At 66.2% G+C, this 22561-nt stretch carries 9 protein-coding genes and 1 pseudogene (1 of these 10 cut by a window edge); 4 read left to right on the top strand and 6 right to left on the bottom strand.

The genetic code is table 11. The features are described from left to right. Positions 1-45: 45 nt before the first annotated feature. From ACQEVO_RS16400 to ACQEVO_RS16375, 6 genes and pseudogenes are all read right to left on the bottom strand, one after another. Positions 46-1716 (bottom strand): tyrosine-type recombinase/integrase, encoded by a 1671-nt coding sequence (locus ACQEVO_RS16400; protein ID WP_432913887.1) that lies wholly within the window; start codon positions 1714-1716, stop codon positions 46-48. Positions 1717-1860: 144 nt separating this feature from the next. After that, positions 1861-2205 carry a hypothetical protein gene (locus ACQEVO_RS16395; protein ID WP_432913884.1) on the bottom strand — a complete coding sequence of 115 codons (345 nt, stop codon included), beginning with the start codon at positions 2203-2205 and terminating at the stop codon, positions 1861-1863. After that, positions 2202-2742: pseudogene (locus tag ACQEVO_RS16390) on the bottom strand (tyrosine-type recombinase/integrase). Before ACQEVO_RS16390 ends, ACQEVO_RS16395 begins: the two are co-directional and overlap by 4 nt. Positions 2743-3281: 539 nt before the next feature. Further along, positions 3282-3785, bottom strand: coding sequence for a transposase (locus ACQEVO_RS16385; RefSeq protein ID WP_432913881.1), 504 nt, complete (start codon positions 3783-3785; stop codon positions 3282-3284). Between the two features lie 559 nt (positions 3786-4344). Continuing rightward, positions 4345-4671 carry a hypothetical protein gene (locus tag ACQEVO_RS16380; protein ID WP_432913878.1) on the bottom strand — a complete coding sequence of 109 codons (327 nt, stop codon included), beginning with the start codon at positions 4669-4671 and terminating at the stop codon, positions 4345-4347. A 519-nt stretch (positions 4672-5190) separates the two neighbouring features. Further along, positions 5191-6711 (bottom strand): hypothetical protein, encoded by a 1521-nt coding sequence (locus ACQEVO_RS16375; protein ID WP_432913875.1) that lies wholly within the window; start codon positions 6709-6711, stop codon positions 5191-5193. A gap of 725 nt (positions 6712-7436) precedes the next feature. Here ACQEVO_RS16375 and ACQEVO_RS16370 point away from each other — a divergent pair. The 4 genes in view from ACQEVO_RS16370 to ACQEVO_RS16355 are tightly spaced (at most 37 nt apart) and all read left to right on the top strand, a layout consistent with a single transcriptional unit that may run on beyond the window. Further along, on the top strand, positions 7437-8951 hold the full coding sequence (locus ACQEVO_RS16370; RefSeq protein ID WP_432913872.1) for a hypothetical protein: 1515 nt from the start codon (positions 7437-7439) through the stop codon (positions 8949-8951). Positions 8952-8988: 37 nt separating this feature from the next. Further along, on the top strand, positions 8989-9324 hold the full coding sequence (locus ACQEVO_RS16365; RefSeq protein ID WP_432913869.1) for a hypothetical protein: 336 nt from the start codon (positions 8989-8991) through the stop codon (positions 9322-9324). Between the two features lie 14 nt (positions 9325-9338). Continuing rightward, the gene (locus ACQEVO_RS16360; protein ID WP_432913867.1) at positions 9339-9848 is read left to right on the top strand and encodes a YbaB/EbfC family nucleoid-associated protein; all 510 of its coding nucleotides are present in this window, start codon (positions 9339-9341) and stop codon (positions 9846-9848) included. 16 nt (positions 9849-9864) lie between these two features. Next, positions 9865-22561 carry the start of an amidohydrolase gene (locus ACQEVO_RS16355; protein ID WP_432913864.1) on the top strand. 23993 nt of this gene lie beyond the right edge of the window, so the window shows 12697 of its 36690 coding nt (coding positions 1-12697); its start codon is at positions 9865-9867; its stop codon lies off the right edge, out of view.

Below are 22561 nucleotides of genomic sequence, written 5' to 3'. Positions count from 1 at the left end.
AGCCAGACCGGTATCCCTCGTTCCAAGCGCGGCATCCCGACCGACTCAGCCCCCCAGATCGACATGTCCAACCATCGGCCCCCGGCCGTCACGACCAGCGTGAATGGAAACGCGTGTATCAGGGCATAGCAGATTGTCGGCGCGAACCGCCCAGCAGGAAACTGAGCTGAGTGGGACCACTACGGCTCGTTTCGCGGCCATGATTCTGGTGAGCAAGCGATGGATATCGTCTCGGTAGTCGAACTCAATTTTGGTCACTGATATTCGTCGGTGACCAAGCCGAAGTTCATCGCCCAGCGCCAATCGACTGACGCGCAGCCCGGTGCGGCCGAGGTGCTTGTGGCTGATTTTGGCGTAGAACTGGGTCGACTGCGGCGAGCGGTGGCCGAGCCATGCCTGCAGCTCGAACAGGGTCATCGGGTCTTTGGCGTTGTAGAGCTGGCTCGCGATGGTCGATCGGGCCCGGTGGCTGGTGATATTGCCGCGGACGTCGGCGGCCGGGACTCCGGCTTTGCGGCAGAGCATCGGGATCACGGTGTTGTTGATGTAGGCCGAGGATATGCGGCGGGCGCGGACTGCGAACAGCAGATCGGCGTGTTGTCCGGTGCGGCGGTCGACGAACGGCGGCTGCTCGGGCCGGTTCGCCTGCCAGGTGTCGATGGCCTGGCCCAGGATCGGGTCGACCGGTTTGGTGAATGCGGTGCCGGTCTTGTGGGTCGGGACGTCGAGCATGCAGACCGCGTCACGGGCCAGGATCTGTTGGGAGTCACCGGGAATAGGCGTCCCGTTGTGCTGCCAGCGGATGCAGCCGATGCACAATCGCGCGATCTCGTCACTGCGTTGCCCGGAGAACAGCCAGGTCAGGGTGACCGCCCGAACCAGCTCGATCGGATAGAAGTTCCCGGCCTGGGACTGGGGCAGGTCATCAGGAGCCAGGTTCAACCCGGCCCAGATCAGTTTCGCCCAGACATCGTCGGCGATGATGCGGGGATCGGGGCCGAGTAGGGCGGCGATGCTGCGTGGAGTGGACAACGCCCGGTTCGGGTCGAAGCGCCGTGGCAGCCACTCCCATTCCTGACAGTCCCGGAAGAATCGGCGGACCGCAGCGATTTGTCCCGCCTTCGTAGAGGCTTCCAACGGTTTGCCGAGGCGGTCGCTGAGTCCGGTGGTGCGTTGGACGTAATCACCGACCTTCATCCGGTCCAGCGCCGCGATCCAGGCCGCGCAGGTCTGTCGCGTCCAGTCGGCCGGATCGGCAGCCTTGGGATGTTCGGCCTCCAGCCAGCGCCCGACCCGCAGCAGGGTGGAGCGGAATCCGCCGCGGACCCGGGGAGTCAGTGTCGAGGTGTCATGCCAGCGATCGACCCATTCGGCCCATTTGGGTGCGCCGCCAGTAGCCCGGGGTGAGCGCCGCCCGGTGAGTTGCTGCGGCGGATCGCAGTAGCCCAGTGCGGCGACCGCCCGCTGCATCGCGTGCAGTGTGTTGCCGCGAGCCGCAGGTAGCAGCCGTTCACGACGGATCCACTCGAACAGTTCGGTGTTCAGCTCGTCGAGGTGCGGGCTGCGGTTGAGCAGCAGCACCTGGCAAGCGACCCCGGGCAGCAGTCGATCATCGCCGCGGCCCAGCTGATAGCCCCACCCGGCCAGCACCAACCGGATCCGGCCGATCTCACCCTCGACCAGGTCACGGCCGAAGATGTTCTCGGCCAGCGTCACACGGCTGAAGCTGCCAAGCCGATAGAACGCGGTGAACCCGCCGAGCAGAAACGCGTGCGTGGCCAGATATGGATGCACCGCATCGTCGGCCCAACCCGGGGTCGTGGCCCGGAACTCGTGCAGGTCTGCGCCGATCAGCGCAGCCTACTGCTCGTCTGTCCATGACCAGAACGACGTGCCGGTCTGCGCGCAGTGCAACAACACCACCGCGGTCGCGTCCAGCATCGCTCGCCGCCGGTGCGGCGTCCGCGGTGCCTGGACTGCAGCAGTGGCGTCGTCCAATGCCAGCAGCAGTCGACGGATCTTCGTCCACCCTCGAGCGTCGGGGTCGTGGCGGGCCAAGCGTCGCAGGTTGTCGACACCGAGCTCGGTGATCGCATCCTTCTCCGCCACCCGCAGCACAGGTGTCACGTCGTAGCGGCCGGGATCGACCGGTGACCGCCAGCGCAGATCGTCACCGGCCGAAACCGTGGCAGGGACGGCGCTCACCGCGCCGCCACCAGGTCGGTGCCGGTCAGGGCCTCGATCCGCCAGGCATGGATGTGGTCCATGCCGCGGGCGAGCTTGTCGGCCAGATCCCGGCCGGACAGGTGGATATACCTGAGCGTGGAGTCGGTTTGCCGGTGTCCGGCGAAGGCGGCAATCGCATGCACTTCCCACCCCATCCGCGCCAAGTCCGTCAAACACAGATGGCGGGTCGTATGCGTCGAGAACTGCGAGACCCCGGCGGTGATTGCGATGCGCCGAACCACCTTCGACCACGTCCACAAACTCAGCGGCTCACCACGATTACGGCGTGACTCGGATAGAAACAACGGTCCGCGGGCCCGGCTGATCGCGGACCGATGGACCAGATACTGCGACAGCAACACCCCGGTGGACGCCGAATACGGCCACACACTCGAGCCGGTTCTTCGTCGTCTCCGCCCGCACCCGCAACGTCCGATGAGCAGGATCGAGGTCGTCGGTGCGCAACGAACACAGCTCCTCCCGCCGCAACGCCGCGTCGTAGGCCAGCGCCAACATCAGCCGGTTGCGGATGGGCTCACGCCGCGCCACGTCCAGGACCTGCATCCACTGCTGCTCGTCGGGAATCCACGGCAGCTTCGTCAGCCGAGGCACCAGGCCCCGCACCATGCCGCCGGCCCGCCGGCCAGGCGTGTACTGGCCCCGGCCTACCGGATTCGACTGCCGCAGGCCCTCTTCCATCAGATAGTCGTAGAACAACCGGACCGGCACCAGCCGCTGCTGGATCGTCGCGTTCGCCAAACCCGAACCGGAATCGAGCGACACTACGTTCCCGCCGTGGCGGTGTGGACGAGAAGTCCACTCCCGCACAAACACTGCGACATCGGCACGGGTCGCGGTCACCGGATCGACCTGTTCGCGCTCGCACAGCAGCAGATGCTCTGCCAGCCCGCGCCCATAAGCGTCGATCGTGCGCGGCGCCCGCCGAGATCAACCCAGATGCCCAGCCACACCGCCGCTTGCTCGTGCCGGCCCAACACCGGCCACTTCTCTGTCAACGCCACCGCGACGCCCAAGCCCATCTCCCAAGTCCGTGGTCACCCGGACGACATGATCACCGCCCGGGCCAGATTCCAGGTAACTTTTAGGTTGACGTGGCCCTCGACCGGGCCACTGCTCCAGGGCAACGTCAGACCAGCGGTGACCGCGTCGAGGTCGCGACGCAATCCGCGCACGAACGAGTGCAGGGCGGGCAGATCGTCGGCGTCGACGGCGGCCATCCAGCGTTCCAGCTCACGGCCCCGACGGCCGGCCATCATCTCCGCGAACGCCCGGACATGACCGGACAGCGCGGTGAGTTCACTGCTCGTGGCCAGGATGGCATCGAGCCGCTGCCGATCGCCAGCATCGAGACGGGCGGGATCGCTCATCATCCAGCTCACCACACGACGAACCGACGGCGGTTTGCGTGCCGGGCGGGGAATACGGCCGGTGCTGCGGAAGGGGTGCAGGTAGTTGAGCACGATCTTCTTGCTTCCACGATAACCGAGTTCGGAGATCTCGCCGAAGAGCTGGTGGCGTTGGTGCAGCCTTCGTTCCATCGCCGGTGCAGGTAGGGTTTGAACTCGTCGAGCAGACCAGCACGGCGACGGGTGCCGTTGTTGACCAGTAATTCCTCCGCGCTGGAGGCACGCGCAAAACGGCGAACGGTTCCCCGGGCAAGACCGAGCCGAACCCCGATGGCGCGGAGACTCGCACCGTCGTCGAGCAGTGCGTGGACCGCAGCGCGGGACCAACTCGCTGAGTTCCGATGCGGACCGTGCGGCTTCAATGTGAACTCGAGCGGCCATGACCCCTTGCCGCGGGCCCAGTCGGGATAGTCACGGTCGAATCGTTCCCGGAGATCGTTGTCGATGTCATCGGGATAGCGCACCGGGCGGGTTCCCCCCAGTTTGGTGGCGCGTTCAGGCGGAATTAGATGCTCCTGAGAAGGGAATCAGGTCACCGACCGCGCCCGCCTCGCCGGAACCTCATCTCGGCGCTCTCGAAGCGCAACTCCCGCTGGCCGATGCGAAGCCCGCCGCCATCACGGCCGGCAGGTCTGCATCTGGACCTCGAAGGTTGCACGTCTGCATAGTTCGTGACCAGGCGTACCCGGCATCATTTGTCTTGCGTGGCGTCGACCTGCGCCCCCGCCTCTTGATCCGCTTCCTCGTATTTGACGAGTGCCATGGGAATCTGCGCTGCGATGAACTGCAGTGCATTCATCCCGATATCCAGTTCCTCGGCCAGCGTGCTGCGGAAAGTGTTCCACGCTTCTACGACTTCGTCGGGGCCCAGTTCGGAATCTGTCAGGGACGCTTCTATATTCGTAACGTGCTCGACCGCTTCCGTGAATACGTTGAGTGCGTTGCGGATAAGCTTTATCGGTTCTTCGAGTTCGGTGCCGATGACGGCGATTTCATCGGGTTCCCGTTGTGCGGGCACAGGAAAAATCTCCTCCCGGCCGGGAGTCACCTCACCGGCCCGTATTCGTCGGCAACCACCTAGCTGGTCGCACATGGCGTCACTCCACGTACTGGTTACAGAATATTGAACTTTCGACAGCTGAGAAACGGCCCGTGGAAACAGAACTCGGGTGGCGGAAAGTGCGCCGCGCACAATTCGGGTGAGGGGCGTCCCAGTTGGGTGTAATTCTTTGTGAGGCTTAGTGTGATCGTAGTCGACAGGCTTGCTCACGGCATCTGACCGACGTGCCATTCTGGGAGTTGGCTCGGATGGATACCAGGAGTGCCAGCGCACCGCTACCTCTTGATACCACACGCGACCGGACATCCTTGGCCGGCGTGAGACGTTGCTCGTAGCGGTCGAAGTTCATGAGAGTGCGACCAGTGGGCATTCCCACCGCGGCGATGCAATTCTCGTGGAGGCGGGGCTCCGGTTGATGCAGAACAGGAAATCCGAACTATTCGCCATCCGCAGACCTGAGAATCCGGCGGCGACCCACTAGTCCGGGAGAATCCCGTAATAGTCTTTGTAGAATGGCTCGTGTTCCCATTTGCTGTCTGCTATGCGATCCACTGCCTCTTCCTCGGAAATAGTGCCCGCATGGTAATCCTCGAAGATCGCGGCGTTGAGCGGATCATGAATACTTGCGATGCCGTCTTCGCGGGTTTCATAAGATTCCTTGTGCGCAATTCCTATGTTTAGGTCGGCTCGCGCTTCGAGCTCAAGTCCGTGCCGGATCATTTTCTCGTTGTAGTCTGAGGGTGACTCGCCCCACTCCCATGACGGTCTGTTCATGCGCGTAGCGTCTGGGTCCAAGGCATGCCCGACCTCGTGGGCCAGGGTCGCAACAGAATCTGGTCCAGGATTGTTCTTGTACTCCGAGTCGAGTAGGATCCGGTCGTCCAGGCCGGGCACGTGACTCCGACTGTGGAACTCGCCGAGTATACTGTCCGGCAAATCGCTGTACTCGATTCTTGTGCCTTGCGCATACAGATGCCGGAGCTGGTCGGAAAGTGTCGGGGACGTGGCGATAGCACGATATTCCACCGGATGTAGGACTGCTTCGCCCATATCGTCCGACGTGCCGGCGATATCCACCGGATCGATATCCAGTTGCCGGAGGTGTCGGCGTGCGTCGGCGATTGCTCCGACGGGTGGGCCCGCACTCAGAAGTTTCCATAGGTAGGCGGCTTCTTGTGGACTGTTGGAGCCGGCCAGCAAACTTTCGAATTCCGCCTGCTGGGTCGCCGGGAGTCTGGTGAAAACATCCGCTGCCCGGGTGATCTCGGCGGGGCTGCATATTCCGGCCACCAGCACCGCCGTGGGTACTGCGCCGCGTGGGGCGTATGCGGCGACTACCGCCGCGAGCGGGTCGATTCCGGCGTTTCTCAGTGACCGTGCCCGGGCTTGTTCGGCGAGTCCGGTGAAGGTGTGGATGAAGTCGGCCGCCGCGTCTTCGGCTGCTCGTGCCGCACGCAGGCGTAACCGGCATCCTTCGAGGGCGAGTTCACGTTCGCGGTAGCCGCCGATCAGGTCGGCGGTCGATGTTGGACTTGCTGCGTACTTGATCCTGCTCTGCGTGTCCGCAATTGCCGTCAGAGCTTCAAATAGATCCGATTGGCCGTGTCGATCGCCTCGATGGGCTTCGGTGAGTTTCTCCGCCCAGGTCTCCATCGCCTGGTTCGCGGAGAAGTAGATGTTCGCGATAACGAGCAAGTAGCCGGTGAGGCTTTCCAGACCCTGTACTGCATTCTCCCCGGCGGCTCCGCGCCACCCCGAAGGGACTGATCCGGCGGCGATATACGCCAAGTTCTCCTCGTCGTACATTGCAGTCTCGGCCAGAAGGCCGTATGCGAACGGCACGGCGGAAAATGCAGCGGGGTAGCCGAATGGCGAGGCTACGCCAGCAGCCGCTGTCACGGCGTCCGTTAAGGCAACTCGGTCCAGTGCATACCTCGAGGAGGTGATCGTTTCGATCACTTCAAGCAATTCTTCCAATGCCTGCGATGCGCTCGTCACGGCTCAGGTTTCCCGGGTCATCGGACTTGGCTTGTCGGCCATAGTAAGGTCATTCGGCTGCGGCTGTTGTGCGGCCACAAGAAGTAAATCCTCTCTGCCCGGGAACCGCCTCTCCACCGCGGGTGTCGGTTACCGCAGCGACCCAGCGCACGCGGCAAAAGTATCAACTGGATAAATTGTACTGAACTTGCGAGGGCTGGGAAATGGGCCGGCGAGCCAGAATTTGAGCGTCGGGCTGTGCCCCGGACACAATCGAATGTTCGGGTCGGCAGTTGTCCGAGGGCCGGGCCCGGTTCGCCTCGGCGGAGCCGGCACAGGCCACTCCGCGTTCTGCGATCCGGGAGAGGAAGCGGTGGATCGGTGAGTCGGCGGCCGTGCGGATGAGGCGTGGGAGGCGGCATGCCGGGCCCGGGTTGGTTGCGGCATCGAGTCGGGCTGGAATAGGGACCCCGCTTGGTCCGGTCCGGCGACGTTCTGGGATTGTGCACGGTGCACGGTCGTCCGGGGTGAAGTTTGGCTCGGTGGCATATGTTTCAGGGGAGTGCATTTCAATACTCTTGACGCATTGCGTTTTATGGAGGTGGAATGAGCGCTCGGGTCCGATCTGTTCATTTCGGTGTTCGTTTCCACGGAATTCGAGTGTTATGACCTCGACAGTCAGTGCTGGCTCGAGTCGGTCGGCGCATGTGGACTACGGTCGCGCTGCAGCCGGTGATCCGCGTCGCGTGAGTTCTGTTGCGTTGCCGGCCGTCGCGGACCCGGAAGCGGTCGACGCGTCGGCGAGCGCCGATGGGACGGATTCCCCGGACATACAGTTCACTTTGAGTGGTGGATCGGAACCCGAACCCGCCGCGTCCGAGGATCCCACGGAGCGGGGCTGGCAACTGCTGGAGACGGCCGCTCGCGAGATGGCTACCCGTGCGCCCGCCGGCTGGACTCGGATGGATGCCGTATTCGCGTTGACCGTGGCCGCCGAAACCGGTGTCATCTACTCCTCGACCCCGGGGCATACGGTGGCAGCGGTGCCTCCACCTGCGGTGCTCGAATCCATCCGGCGGCATCGGACGCTGTCGGCCGAACTCGGTGACGGGCCCTGGTGGCGGTTGCTGCTGTCGGTGACCGCTGACGGCGGGATCGAGGTCGAGTACGACTACGGCAGCGAACCGTTTCCCGACGGCCAGCGTTTTCCGCCCGAGGCGTACCGGGCGGATCTGGACGCCTTTCCGCGCGCGGAGCTTCCGGTGTGGCTCGCCGCCTACCTGAAACACGATAACCGGCAGTTGCGTTCCCCGGCGCGGGCGGTGACCGAGGCGGCGGCCGATCGGGATGCGGGCGTGCGCAGCGACCCCAGCGGGGTCGATCTTCCGCCGTTGTCCCTGCTCACAGCTCGATGGGCAATTCTGGCCGCCGCGTTCGCAGCCGTGGGTTCGCCGTGGGGCCCGCGGGTGCTGCCCGCGTTGCGCCGGTTCGAGGGTGCCCAGCGCAGCGGATCGTCGTTGTATTCGCTGTCGGGCGGGCGGGCGGTGCTGTCGGGCGGGGTGTGGGACGCACCGGAACTCGACGAGACGTACAACCGGGGTGCTGCTCTGCCACGGCTATATCGTGGGGCGCCGGAGTGGGTCGCCGAACCGGTGCTCAACGATCGGGCGGCCCACGGCACGCTTACCTTCTGTTACTGGTGGGACGGCGGACGGTGGTACCGAGGGGAATCACCGCCCGCGCACGAGGTCGCGGTGGCGCTGCCCGGGGTGTGGGACTCCGGCACCGTCATCGCGATCATCGACGAACTCGCCGACGGGCAGGACGCCCGATCCGGTGCTGTAGTGGATCTGGTTACCGCCGCCGAATCCGGGGCCGTGCCCCGGCCGGCGCTGGCCGCGGTGTTCCCTGCGGCCGGTACGGCCGAGCTCGACGCGGCCTACTACCAGCTGCACCTGGGCGGAATCGCCGCCGCGCCGCCGCTGCCCGAGCAGGAAGCGCTCGGCCGGGTCGCCCAGGAACTGACCTCGAGTGGGCTGGATCTGTCCGGCTATCCGGTGGCCGAGCTCCGGGCGGACCGGCTCACCACCGGCTGGATGGTGTATGTCCCGGTCCCACCTGGGGAGTTGGCTGTCGGGCGGACGATTTTCTATGTCGCCGACGACGGTGTCGTGGAATGGTCTTCCTCCGCGGTAGCTCCGTCCCAATACACCATCGAGTTCGAACAACGGTTCCGAGCCCGCAGTCGGGCGCTGTTGTGAACCGCGACAGACGCGATTTCTGGAGGAGTGAAAAGTCGTGGGTGCACAAGCTTTCGAATTCGACAAAATGGGATTTCTCATCGCCGCCGGTGCCGTCGACCGGCTCGCCGAGGCGATCGACGAGGTGGGCAAGACCCTGCAGGCCGCGATGGACAACTACCACGGTGCCTGGGGAAACGACCAGATCGGCGACACGTTCTACAACGGAGTCGGTGATGAGGGTGGTGGTTACGCGGAGAATTCCGCTCATCTGATGGAAGGAATCCGGGCCACCGCCGAATCGGCGACCGGTCTCGCCGCCGGGATGCGGTATTCCGTCGTGCCCGAAGCCCAGGGGATGGACGAGAGCAACGGCGCCGGTTTCGGCGGCTGAACGGAAGCGGGCAAATGCCGAACGAACAGGTCAAATCCCAATTAGCCGCCGCGCTCGACGGTGCGCAGGAGCAGATTCGCGCGCTCACCCGGATTCAGCAGGAGCGGGCGGTGCTCACCGCCCGTGCGCAGGCCCGCGGTAAGAAGGTCACGGTGACGGTGAACGCCGACAATGTGGTGGTCGATGTCGAATTCGCCGGCGATATCGCCGATCTCGGCTACTCTGAGATCGCTCGCGCGGTGGTCGAGGCGGCTCGGAAGGCTTCGGCGGAGATCAGCCGGAAATCCGCGGAACTGATGACGCCGTTCGAGGCGCAGCGAGCCGGGATGCCCAAGTTGACCGATCTGCTCGCGCAACTGTCGATCGACGCCCCGGGCCTGGAGATCCCGGAAGGTGTTGCGGCGCCGCTGGAGTCACCGCGAGTCAGGCGGCGGCGGCAGTTCTCCGACGGCAGCGCCGCACCTGGATCGGCCGAGGACAGCAGGCGGGGCCGCCGCGGCTCGATCACCGAAACCGGCTGGTGAGGCCGGAAACCCGCTGATGGTCTGGGAACTGCCCGCCGAGCTGGAATGGCTCAAATGGCTGGTCGGGATGGAATGGCCGGCCGGCGATCAGGACGAGATGTGGTCACTGTCCGACGTTTGGAACAGTGCTGCCGACCGGCTGGATGAGATCGCGGCCGGTGAACTCCTCGACGCCATGGACGCGGCGCTGGCCGGCGCCCCGCAGGGCGATATGCGGGAAGGTTTGCGTCAGGCTTTCGAGTCTCTGCGCATGCCGGGGGCGTCCCCGGAAAACGATGCGTCTCTGGAGACCCTCGCCGCCCATTTGCGGCTCACCGCGGACGCGGTATGGGACACCGGTACCGAAATCGAATATGCCAAGCTGATGTTCTGGACGACGCTGGCGTTGCTGGCTGTCGAAATCGTCTTGGCACTGGCCGCGGGGCCCGGAGCGCCGGCGGTGCAGGCGGTGGCGATCGGGCTGGCCCGAGTCGTCACTGTCGCGATACTCCGCCAGTTGTTGCTGAAGATCGCTGGGGCGGCCGGGCGGATGGCCGGTCACCGGCTGCTGAATTTCAGTGTCCGGACTCTGCCGAGCTTCGCCGTTCGGCACGCCGCGATCGACACGGTGCTCGGTGTCGGTCAGGACTGGGGTGTGCAGGCCTGGCAGGGGGATCGGCGCCGGCACGGTATCGATCCGACCCAGCTCGGGATCACCGCGATCAGTTCGGCGGCCGGTGGTATGGCGGCCGGCCCGGCCGCGGGCTGGCTCGGCGGGCAGCTGGCCCGGCGGTTCGGGGACGGTGTGCCGATGCGGCTGGCGAACGGCGTGGTGACGGGTGCCTTCGCGGGCGGTGTGGGGGGCGCGGCGGGACTCGGTGCGGCCATCGGCACCCAGGTCGGGATCGATCTGCACAGCGGCAAGACCTGGGACGAGATCCGCGCCGGGACCCTGTCCCGGGACACCTTGGCACCGCAGTTCAGCCCGTTGATGATCAGCGGTGGTGCGCTCAGCGGTGGGGCCGAGGGGCTCGCCTCCGGGATCGGGCGGTCGATTCCGTGGGGTGTGAACGGCAGGAACTATCAGGACAAATGGGGGAACTTCACCTTCGGTGACCGGCTGGCGAACGCGACTTTGGGGGACTCCGCGGGCGGGCCTGGTATCGGGTCCCCGGACGGTGGTATCGACGGTCCGCCGGAGACCGCGGGATATGAGGGTGAAGCGGTCGAGGAGACCGATGCCGGAGATACCGCGGCAACCGGCTTCCACGACCCGGCGGCGCATTCCGGAGCAGCTGGGCCCGCGGTAACGGCTGCGGGTGCCGATGACGACGCAGGCGGTAGGGCGGCATGGGCCGGTAGCGCCGTAAGCGCCGATGATCCGGGATCCGCCGAGGTCGCGGCCGGAGTTACTGCGGGCGACAACACTGCCGCCACGACGGTGGGGGCCGCTGCCGAATCCGGAGCCGAGCCCGGCCGCGCGGGCTCTGAACGCAGCGCGGACTCCGTGCCACAGACGCAACCGTCCGCCTCCTCCGGTGGGGGCAGCGGGAATTCGGCCGAATCCGATGGTGCGGAAGGAGCCCGGCAAAAGGAATCCGCCCTGCCCGCACGGGGCCTCCCGGCAGGGCAATCCGATTCTGCCGCAGCGGAATCCGGGCCCGGGCGATCGCCCACCGGGGCCGTGGGCTCGCACGCGGGCGCATCCGACGCAACGGTACCGGATTCCGAATCCCGTGACCCTGCGCTTACGGTCCCGGATCCGGAGTCCGGTACCGCCACTGTGGGAGCACAGGATGGGCAACCCGGCGCCTCGGTATCCGCGGAAGAGCCGGCGGATCAGCTCTCGGGCGTCGCGCCCGCAGTAACCCCCGCTGCGGGAACCGGCGTGGCGGATGCGGGGCTGCGCCCCGGGAATGTCGCGGGAGCCGATGCCGATCCCGGAGGGAGACGGGCCGAGACGCCCAGGTCCGTGGCGACGTCCGTCACGAGTACTGCTGCTGCCGCGGCTTCTGGGTCCCCGGCGGGTGCCGGTGCGGCCGCATCGCCGGGGACCACTTCGGTGAGCCGTCCCGGCCTGGCGTCGGCCGGTGTCCCGGCGACGGTGGCCGGCGAATCACGGCTGATAGCCGCTACCGGGACTCCGGGGAACCGTGCCGGTTCGGCGGCCGGTGGTCCGGGATCCGCCGCTGCGGACCCAGGACCGGCGAGTCCGTCCCCGGCCGCGCCGAGCCGGCCGGACGGCAGTGCGCCCGGATCCGACGGGCAGTCCACCGATCTCGCCCCCGGTACGAATCGGCACCGGGGCGCCCTGCAAGCACAGGACGACACCACCAACAATTCCGCCGGCTCCAGAGAACCCGGCGATTCCGGGATCATGCTACCTGCCACCTTTCCGGCGGCAGCCGAACCGGCCGGTAACGCTTCGCCGGCGGAGCGGCCGGGCCCCGCATCGACAGCCGACCGCAGCTCTCGCGGGCACGACTGTGCGGTGGCGGCCCTCGCGGAGATCGCCGTGGGAACCGGTAGCACGGTGATCCGGATTCCGAGCCGGCCGGTCGGTCCCGAGGGAATGTCCCAGCAGGAACTCGAGGATGCGGCGCGCAGCCCCTTGTTCGAGTTCCCACCCGGCGCCGAGGGCAGCCCCCGGCATCAGCCGATAGCCGACGAGCTGTTGCGGCTGGCCGCCGGACAGGATCCGCGCTCTATCCTCATGGGCCGGGGCCCACGGGCCCTGGTCGTGGACAAGTACGCCGGAACAGCCGACGGGGAACCGGTGGGCAGCCACGCCTACACGATGACCGTCCGGCTCGACCCGGAAACCGGAGAACACTACATCGAGGTATCCGACCCGTCGAAAAACCGGAAACGCCGCTTCCCGCCGCTGCCGCCCCGCGAGGTCGATTCGGTCTCGGCGGTGCTGTACGACGGCGCCGGACGGCCGGTCCGCCCGGACTGGCTCGATGCGCGGGTGCGCCCACTGGCCGAGCACCTCCGCAGTATTGACGAGCGTGCCACCCCAGACGACCCCTATCTCGCCGGGCGTAAGCGTGGTGAGTCTCCGGAACGGTTCGCCGCCCGTACCGAAGCCGGTCGGCTCGATATCACCGGGCAGCTGGCCGCGCAGCGCGCGGCCTATCTGCGCGAGCGGGCAGAACACGCGTTCACCATGGGCGGCACAACGGCGCTCGGGCAGCACAACGAGGTGGCGGCCACCGCGCAGTACGAAGCCGACCGGCTCCGGCAACTGGCCGACGCCAAGTGGATCGAGGCCGGGCGTGGCGGAAGAGGGAAACGTCCTACAGGAACCGGCTGGACGACTTTTGTCGAACTGGAGCCGATGCATGGGGTGCCCCTCCCTCTCCTGCTGAGGGCTATGGTCCTGTCCGCGGCACCGCCCCCCATCGTGCACGAGGACGAGGCGGCAACGGCAACCGAATCGAAGCCGCCCGCGCAGGCAGCCCTGAGTCTCGGCGCCGAATCCGGGCCGATCGCCGATACGCCCGGCGACGACGCCGATCTCGTAGGTGCCCTTGTCCCCGCGGACCTGGCGGTCATGGCCGCCGCTCCCGGCATACCGTCGGGGAATTCGTGGGCAGCGATTCCGCCCGCTGAACGGTATGGACCGGATATCTCCGACGAATGGTCGGCGTTGCTGGATTCGGGTTCGTCCCAGCTGGAGAAGAATCGCGCGATCAGCGCTCAGCTGCAGACCCGGCTACGTGAAATTCCCGGTCACGAAGAGGTTGCGGTGAATCTCGCCGACGCTCGGTTCACGCCCGAGGTGCTGGCCGAGTTCGCCCGCGCATGGGTGCATTTGTTCACCGAGTATCCGGATGTGCGGATTCCGGCGATCGAGCCTTCCCTGCTGGACAAAGACCAGGCGGTCCAGGCATTTGCTTCCGATGATCCGGGGATCCGGCGTGTCGGGGAATCCGCGTCCGGCCAGGAACCACCGCATGTGGTCTCGATGTTCGTGAATTTCCGTTTCTTCATGGAACCGGGTGTATTCGAGCCGGAATCCAGCACGGCATCGACCCCGCAGGATCCGTACGGTGACTACTTCCTGGAACATGTGAACCGCGCTGTGGACGCGGGACTCGTTCCGGGAAGGGTGCTGGATCGTCCAGCGTACGCGATGGCCGTGCTGGCGTTCGGTGCCGCACTGGATGTTTCGCGCGGACGGATGGCGCATCCGGCCGTGGAGGCCGTGTTGCAACAAAGCTTCGCCGCCTCGGGTCGGGAACCGCAGCACGGTCCGGAATTCCGGCGCTGGCAGGGGGACGAGCTGCCGTTCGCGTTCGATCAGTCCACCGGTGTGCTGGACATATCGCGGGCGCTGGGTGCGGGTCTGCTTGCCACGGAGCTGCCGAATCCGGCGAGCGAACCGCTCACCCGGCTGGCCGAGCTGCTAACCGCACAGGACGGGATCGCACCGCGGACCACTGTCGCCGCCGATGCCGATCAGGTGGTTCTGCCCGAACCCGGTAATGCGGGATTGATGCCGCACACGGTGATCGATGACGTATGGGCACCGGCTTCGGCATACTCGCGAGCCGAGTTGACGACTGCGCAGGAGATCGCGACGCATCTGCAGAATGTCCTTTTTCGGGAAACCGGCCGGTATTTCGCGGTGACCGGTTTCGATCCCGATCTGGACCTGGATGTGTTGCGGGAATACGCCCGGACGGTGGCCGAGAATCTCCAGGATCTGGTGGCCTTCGATGTTCGCGAAATCGCGATCCTCGATACCGGAGAGTCCACCGGCAAGCGGGTGATGGGGTTTGCGCGACGCGGCTACGACGCGGGGGAGAGCTCTCGGCGGTTCGAGGTCGAGCATCCCGAGGGACGCCCGGTCCGGCTCACACATACCGAGAAGCTGGTGCTGGACCGCACATACGCCATGAATGCGGAGAACTTCTGGCGGGCGATGAATGTCTCGGTGGATGCCGGTTTCCACCCGGCCAGCGGCCGGGACCGTCCGGTGCGGGCGACAGTTCTGCACGAGCTGGGGCACAGCGCCGATTTCGCGGGCCACGGGGTGGCCCGGAAGCTGATCGGCAATGCCCTCCTCCGGCACTACATGACGAAGCGCCTGGGCCCGGCAACGGTTGCAGGCTACGAGAATTGGTTGAAAGACCAGCTCAGTAACTACAGCCTTCACCCGGATGGACGACTGAACCCCGGGGAAGCCATCGCGGAGGCTTTTACCGACGTCCGCTCGCAGGGCTACGACAACGTCAACGATGCGGTACGGATCATCTACGACGTGACGATCCGCGCCGCTGACGATTCGTTGCCGGGCCGGGTGCGCCGGTTCGTCGACCGGCAGCGATTCGGTACCTCCGGATATCAGACCCAGCCCGTCGACGCGATCACCCGCCGTAAGCTTTTGTTCCCCACCCACCTCGTAGACGGCGCCGACCCACAAGGAATTGGCGACACCGACAAGGCGGGCATCGGCCCCGGCGCGGTCGCAACGACCGATTTCGTTGCCGCGGTACCAGGTGTGCCGGAGCCGGAACGGCGGTCTCCGACAGACTTCGGGGATCCCGCCGAGGCAACGGCGAACACAGCGGATTCCCTGGATGCCGCATCACGGAGTGTTCCGGCCGCGTCGGGTGATCGTCCTACACTGATCGATTCGACCAGCCGGATACGTCCCGGAGCAGATACGTCCGCAACAGAAGGGCAGGGCAGTGCCGGACTTCCAGTGGGAGACCAGGGAACAGGTGGCGCAGTATCTCGCGGCCATCATGGATCCGGACCGGACCTACCGGATTCACGAGAGCAGCAGGGCGTGGGTCGCGCAGCCGATACTCACCCAGCGCGAACTGGACCGGGGGATGGATATGGGCCTGGGGAACTACGTGGTGAACAAGCAGACGGGCGTGGTGACGGCTCATCGCAGCCTGCCGCCGGAGGTGATCGGGGCGGAGTACGACGAGGCGATCCAGGACGGTACGCCGGTGATGGGCGCGCAGGTGTACCCGCCGACGCTGCAGATCCGCTGCAGACGGACGGTAGAGACGGAGACCGAGATCGAGTACCTGGTGCGGGGGACGTCGCTGACCGGGCCTCCGGAGCATCCGCCGATCGAGCAGCGCTTGACGATCAACAAGACAACCCTCCGCAGCCGGACCGATCCGCAGATCCGGCACCCGGCGAGCAGTTACACCCTCAGCTGGGCGCAAGCCCGCAGCGCAGCGGACGGGATCTGGCCAGAGAGCGGAGAGTTCCGGGTCTAGACAACGGGGAGGTCGTGGCCCCGGCAGCGACCGAGGGACCACGTGCCGCGGGCGAACTGTCTCTGCCGGCTCGGATCGGGCGCTCGGAACGGCTCGCCTATCGGATATCGGCGCCGCTCGGCGCCGCTCCGACCACAGTGCCGGACGCCGATGGTGTGCAACGGTATTCGGTGCACCGTTACCGCGCCGACGATGGTGAGGGGGTGCAGCTGGTCACTGTGCGGGCGTTCCTCGATGTCAACCGGGCGAAGGCTGCGGACCGTATCCCGGTCGTCGAGCAATTGGCCGACGAGGCGCTCGACACTGTCCTGAACACCGGTCAGCAGTTGCGTTCTGGTGATCGGCTGGTGGTAGACGTGGTGTTCACCGACGATCCCGCCACCGCTGATACCAGTATCCCGTTCGGGGCCGACGCGCGTGGCTCGTGGTCAGTGCTCGACTCGCCCGCAGCAGTCGCCGAGAGCATCCGGCGCCTGCTGGGCTTGCCTCCCGGTGAGCAGGGGGGTGCGCTCACATCCGCGGATCTGCAGCAGATCAGTCATGAGATCGCGCTGGCCAACACCGGCACCCGCTTCCCCGATCTGACCGAATACCGCCACACCGGCTCGAAGCGCCTGGATGAGCTGGAAGACCCAGAATTACTGTCGACATTGCAGGAGGCGCTACTCCGGGAAGACCGCAACGGGTACCAGGTAGGCACGGCGAACCCGATGAACCATCCCATCGCGACGCTGATCAATCCGGGCTATCCGACACGAGGCCGGACCACCAACTGCATGGATTGTGCGATGTCGGGGTTGTCCTCGTTCTTCGGTCAGCCGCAGGTGGCCCACGCGGAGCTGCCCGAGACCTGGCGGTCCGCACTTATCGACCTCTTTTACCCGGTGCGGACCATGATCGACAGCGATCGGTGGATGGGGTCATGGGTGGGTGGTCGCTTCGCCGACCACCGCGGCGGCCGACCACCGTTGCCGATACCCGAGCAGCTCCAGCAGCTCCATGATCAGGTCGCGCGTGCCGGTGAAGGCTCTGCGGCGCTCATCCGCGTCGATTGGCGATGGGCCGCCCACGCGACGACGATCGTCTACCCGATCGGTGCCGAGGGGCCCGTGTGGTGGGACCCGCAGTCGGGTAAATGCTCGGAGAGCCCCCCGGAATACCTGGCGAAGTACGCTCGGAAGTTGCAATCGATCATCATTCCGTTCGACGCGGTTCCGCGCAACGATACCGGCGAGATCGCCGAAGGCCGACCGAACAGGACAGGGACCGGCGGGTCTCAGCGGCTGGGGAACCAGGGATTGGAGGGCATACCGGGTGATCCGTCGCGGGCCGAGCCGACGCCGGGCCCCTCTGCCCGGTCCGTCCAAGCCGAAAACGGACCAGAACCGGTCGACAATGGTATTGTCCCGCAGCGGCTGGATTCCGTGGCTGCTCGGCCGCGCCCGACTGAGCCGTCCCTCGGTGACGACATCGACGATCTGATACCAAGCGAAAATGCGGCCAGGGGCTCGAAACAGCCGACATTCCAAGGTAATGCGGGTCGGAATGAGCATGTCGAGAGTTCGTCTGCCGGGCGCGTGCAGGAGGATCCAGGCGAACCCGAAGATGGTCCGGAGACTCCTGACGACGATAAGGACGGCGAGCCCGGTGGCGCTGGTGGCGTCGTCATATCGGGCGGTCCTGGTCTGGTTGGGCCGGGCGGTGGTGCGGTTGCGGTTTCGGATTCAGCTGGTGATGACGAAGGCTCACCGGAGTCCGGTTCGGCCGGGAGCGAAAGGCGTCCCTTCGGTGGTCGGGAGTCGAGCGATGATCCGAAGGAAGTAGCCTCCGCCCAGTCTGTCGAGGTGGAGTCCCCGCCGGGCTTCCCGGGTACGACTGCAGCCGACATCGTTCCGGAGGGAGGCATCGGCTTCTTCCCTGACACGGCGGCGGGCGCAACCCGGTCGGAGCGTGACCTGTTGGTGATTCAAGACGACTCGGAATTCCAGGTCCGCGAATTGCTCGAACTGACCCCGATGGGCAAAGCCTGCCTCGCTGTCCTTCGTCGTGCAGAACGCCGGGTCACCATCGAATTCGTCGAGCACCGCCGCGCTGGGGCGGCGGAGGATCCGCACGCTCGGCTCGATATCCAAGTCGCCACGACGAACACCGGTCTGCTCGCTCAGTTGCGCGATCTGGCCGGCAAGGTGGTGCGGGCGCAACTCGAGCTGGACGGCAACGTTGCCGATCCCCTCCGGGTGAACGAGGACGATTACGTCGCCGCGCGGGCCGGCGAGGACGCCTTGGTCGACGTATTGATGATCACCCTGGTCGCCGAGTGGCGCCGCGAACGCCTCCAGATCTCCGGGCCTCCCACCACGGGCCGTTATTCCGCGGCCCGGCAAGCCTACCTCCTGTCCCAGGAAGACAAGGACGCCGCGCCCGAATACCGGGCGCGAGAGGCAAATGAGCGGGGTGTCGCCGCGCTCCGCCGGCATTATTCCGAATCGGACGCAGCCGACGGATATCGCCAGGAACACCGGCTCGCGAACCACCGCCGGGGAACTGCGCCCCCGTCCGCGGAAGGATGGCAGCGTCCGGTCGACGCGGATTTCGATCGCGATATGCGTGGCGCCTTGGCCGAACTGCGCGCCCTCGAGCGCCACAAGGATGCCGCGCATGCCGAAGCGCTGCGACTTGCCACGGATCTCGGAATTCGCGAGGAGGGGGCGGCCGCGGAGCTACCGGATCAGCTCGAGATCGACGCCGCGCTCGAGCGGATACCGGCCGAGCTGGTCGCAGCCGAATCCGCCGAAGCCGCCGCCGATATCCGGCGTCGCCGCCACGGCCTGCACCGGCTCATCGACCTGTGCGACACATACCGCCGCGATACGAACGAGCGACGTCGTGTCCACCGTTCAATGCACGAAATGGCTGCCAAGGTGGTGCTGGAATCGAGGCTGGCGGAGCTGGATGTGCCCCCCGATGTGCTCCATACCGAGGCCGCCGCGCTCATCCCGGCAACCGATGGGGGGCTGGATCGGCTGATGATCGTGGCGCGCCGCGGTGATCACGAGGCAGCGCGCGCGGCAGCGCTCGCTGAGTTCGGCCTGGACCTCGAAGCTGGAGGCTTCGTCTGTGAATACCTCGAGGTCGAGGTCCTGGACAACGCGAACGCCGGGCTGATCCGAGCCTATGAGGTCACCGAACTGTCTCCCGCTGATCCACCGGACGAGCCGACCTTGTCCCGGTCCGCGGCACAGCAGAATGTCGATCGGGAAACTTCGCGGTTGAAGAATCTGCTGAACGAGTTGACCCAGGACGTGCAGGGCCTCACAGCAGACGGTGTTGCCGAGATGCGGGCCACCGGCGACTGGATCGACGAGATGTTCGGGAACCACGGCGTGGTGACCGTATACGGGTCGGATGGCGAGGTGGATCAATACCATCCCGCGCAGCGCCTGCTGCGGCTCGATCCCGGAGGTTCCGATTTCGACCAGATGATGGCAATGGTCAAGACTGCGGCGTATCTCGCCGGATCACCGCCGCCGCGCGACCGTCTCCTGGTGAAAGCCTTGGTGGACGACAAAGAGAGCTTCGTCGAGAGCATGCACGAAGAGCAGGCGGTGATCGAGAACCGGGCGATCCGCGAGAAACTCGAGATTCGGGCAATCCTGGAAATGCGGCCGGATCTGCTGCCCGAACTGGATGTTCCCCCGCCCGACAAACTGGAAAAGACATACACCGAAACTCTCGAGTTGGCGCTCGCTCTGGGTACCGAATTCGAAGAGGCACACCTGAATGCGGGCGACGCGGTCTGGAGCGTGCTGCGGGACGAACCGGCCACCAACCGCCTGACCTATGCCGAGTTCTACGGAGCAGCGTGGGACTTGGTACACGGAAAGGATCCGGATCCGGGCCTGCAGGACCCGGAAGCCCAGAGCCGGCTCCAAGTCCTCGGCCTGACCCTCGCCGACCTCGCAACCGCCGGTCTACCGCACTCACCGGAGAGCCTCCCCGATATCGAAGCGGACCGGCTGCTGGGTGTGGAGGGTATGGGGGACGACTGGTCGACGTGTATGTCGATCGACGCCGTGGTCGCCTTGTGGCGCAGGAAGTTCCCGGAGATCCGGTTGCACGGTTTCGGACCGGACCTGAGCGACGACCCGATCCCGCCCCGGAGCCGCGATGCCGGCGATCCCACGAACTGGAGTGCGGCGGTGGTGCGGGCGGCCGCGAGGTCTCTCGAGCACCAGTTGGACGACGAGGTCCTGCGAAAGCAGGTGCGGGCGTTCAGTGTCCTGGATCTGGGGCCGGGGGTGCTGGGTGAGTCGATCCGCCATGTCGATCCGGTGACGAAGGAGGAATACACCGAGATCGCGCTGGGCCGGGAAGTGGCCGCGAACGCGCTGCGGGCGCGCCGGCTGGTCCAGGCCGGGGTGAACAGGGGCTTGTTCGTGCCGGGGTCCGAGGAGCAGCCCATCGATTCGATCATCGGGCACGAAGTGGAGCACGCACGCGAGCACGCGGGCGGGAACCGGGCGCGGGAGGTAGCGGAAGATTTCCTCGGGAATATGGCCGATGTACTCTCCGGCCGGTGGGCCGCCGATGTCGAATCGGGTAGGCGGGACCGGGGCCCCGAGGCACTGAAGGTGTTCGAGGCGGTGATCGAAAAGCTGGGGCTGGTCGCTGATCCGGACATCGGTTACGAGCAGTGGCTGACGGAGTTGTCGGGCTACAGCCGCGACCCGGGCGGCGGGGCGCTCCGGCCCGGTGAGGCTTTGGCGGAAGCCGGGAACCGGTATCGGCGGGCGGCGGAGCGTGGCGAGATCGCTGAGCTGCCGGTGCCGGTGCTGCTGCTGAACCATCTGCTGACGGAGTTGGCCGAGAACTCCGAGTCGCCACTGGGGAAGCCCGCGACCTATATCGCCGCCAACGCGCGCCACCCGGATATCACGCCGGCCGAGCGGCTCGCCCGAGTACGGGCCGTGCTCAGCCATCCGAGGCGTTCGCATATTGGTCCCTGGGCCGACAAGATCCTGCGCGACCGTCAGGTCCGCATCGAATACCGGCCGTACGGGAACCGGGAGTACTTCGAGTACGACCCGGACGCCAACACCCTGTACCTCTCCGACCAGCTGTCCGAGGGTGAGCAATTGTCGGCGATGATGTACGCCGCGACCCTCATCGAAGCCGCTGCCCAGGACGCCCCGGCCGGCTCCCTGCCGGTGACCGGGCGCCGGTCATCTGTCCCCGCCATACAGAACCGGGAAGCCCGCGCCCACGTCCGTCGGTTTCTCGGCAATCGGCAGTTGCGCAAGGCAAACGTCGACATCCCGGAAACCGGGCTCGAATCCCTGTTCACCGCAGCTTTCGACACCGAACGAGACCGGCTCGCGACCGCCGACCCCCACCGCACTCCCGCTACTCTGGACGCACTCGCCACGCTCGCCGGCCTGCGCGCGATCCGCGACCGGATGACCGACCAGCAGACCCCCACCGCCCGCGCAGAAGCCTCGCAGCCACTGCTTGTGCAGCCCAGACATTTTCCCCTGCCAGGAAGCTTGGACCGGAGAACCCGCCCGCACACCGCCGAGGCCGCCGCGGAACTCGACCGAATTGCCGAGTTCGCGGGGGTCCAGGCTGACTGGGCCAACACCATGGTTGCAGGTCTGCGTGGGCTCGAGCATCCTCCCGGGCCCGCCGATTGGGAAACTGCTTTCTGGAAAGTTACCGAGCAGCGGGCCACGGCAACCGCCTCGGAGGCTGGATCGGAGGCTCTCTCCCAGCCGATCACTGGGCGCCGCAAGACCAGATTCGGAATGATCTCCTACTACGGTGACGGCTCGGTATGGGATCCGGTGACGCAGCAGGAGCTGCAGTTGCCGACCTGGGCGCAGGAAACCTTCGCCGCCGCCGCCGGCGAGCGGGCCCAGCTGCGGTTCCCCGCCGAGGGCGTCAGCGGAGACATCCTGGAAACCCGAGTCCGTCTCACCGACGGCACGACCGCTCTCGGACGATCACTCGTCCGCGGTGAAGCCGCCGAACGCCTCGCCGAGGAGTCCCGGCGGATCATTGCGGAACGGGCCGAACGAGCAGGGGTAACCCCCTACCAGTGGCCGCCTGTGGCTCCTGACGATGTGTTTTCCGTGACGTCCGTTCCGGCAGAACGCGCGCGAATCCTGCACGACGCGTTCACCCAGCTTGCCGCGCCCGGCGAATTCACCACAGCCACCTGGGCGGATATCGCCTATAAACTGTTCCACGCACCGCAGCGGAAATCAGGGTCCGATGCAGTCATCCGCTCGTTCATGGCTGCCGTCGGCGTCCACTACCTCGGCCGAGTTCCTGATTTCCCCCATGACATCGATGCACTCGCCTTGGTGACGAGCCAGAGCGAGTTCATCGCCCTTATCGTCGCGCATGACAACATCAACGTCGGGTCCACAGTTTTTGGTCCAGACTCACCACAACCCGGGAGGCAACAGCGGCCGCACGTCGACGCCG

This window comes from Nocardia sp. CA-290969, from assembly GCF_050936135.1.
GTDB lineage: Bacteria > Actinomycetota > Actinomycetes > Mycobacteriales > Mycobacteriaceae > Nocardia.
This window is presented reverse-complemented; position numbering and strand designations above follow the sequence as displayed.

Bases quoted from the DNA above. Each gene is read 5' to 3' on its own strand.
- ACQEVO_RS16385 (WP_432913881.1), bottom strand. From the start codon at position 3,785: ATGGAACGAAGGCTGCACCAACGCCACCAGCTCTTCGGCGAGATCTCC.
- ACQEVO_RS16360 (WP_432913867.1), top strand. From the start codon at position 9,339: ATGCCGAACGAACAGGTCAAATCCCAATTAGCCGCCGCGCTCGACGGT.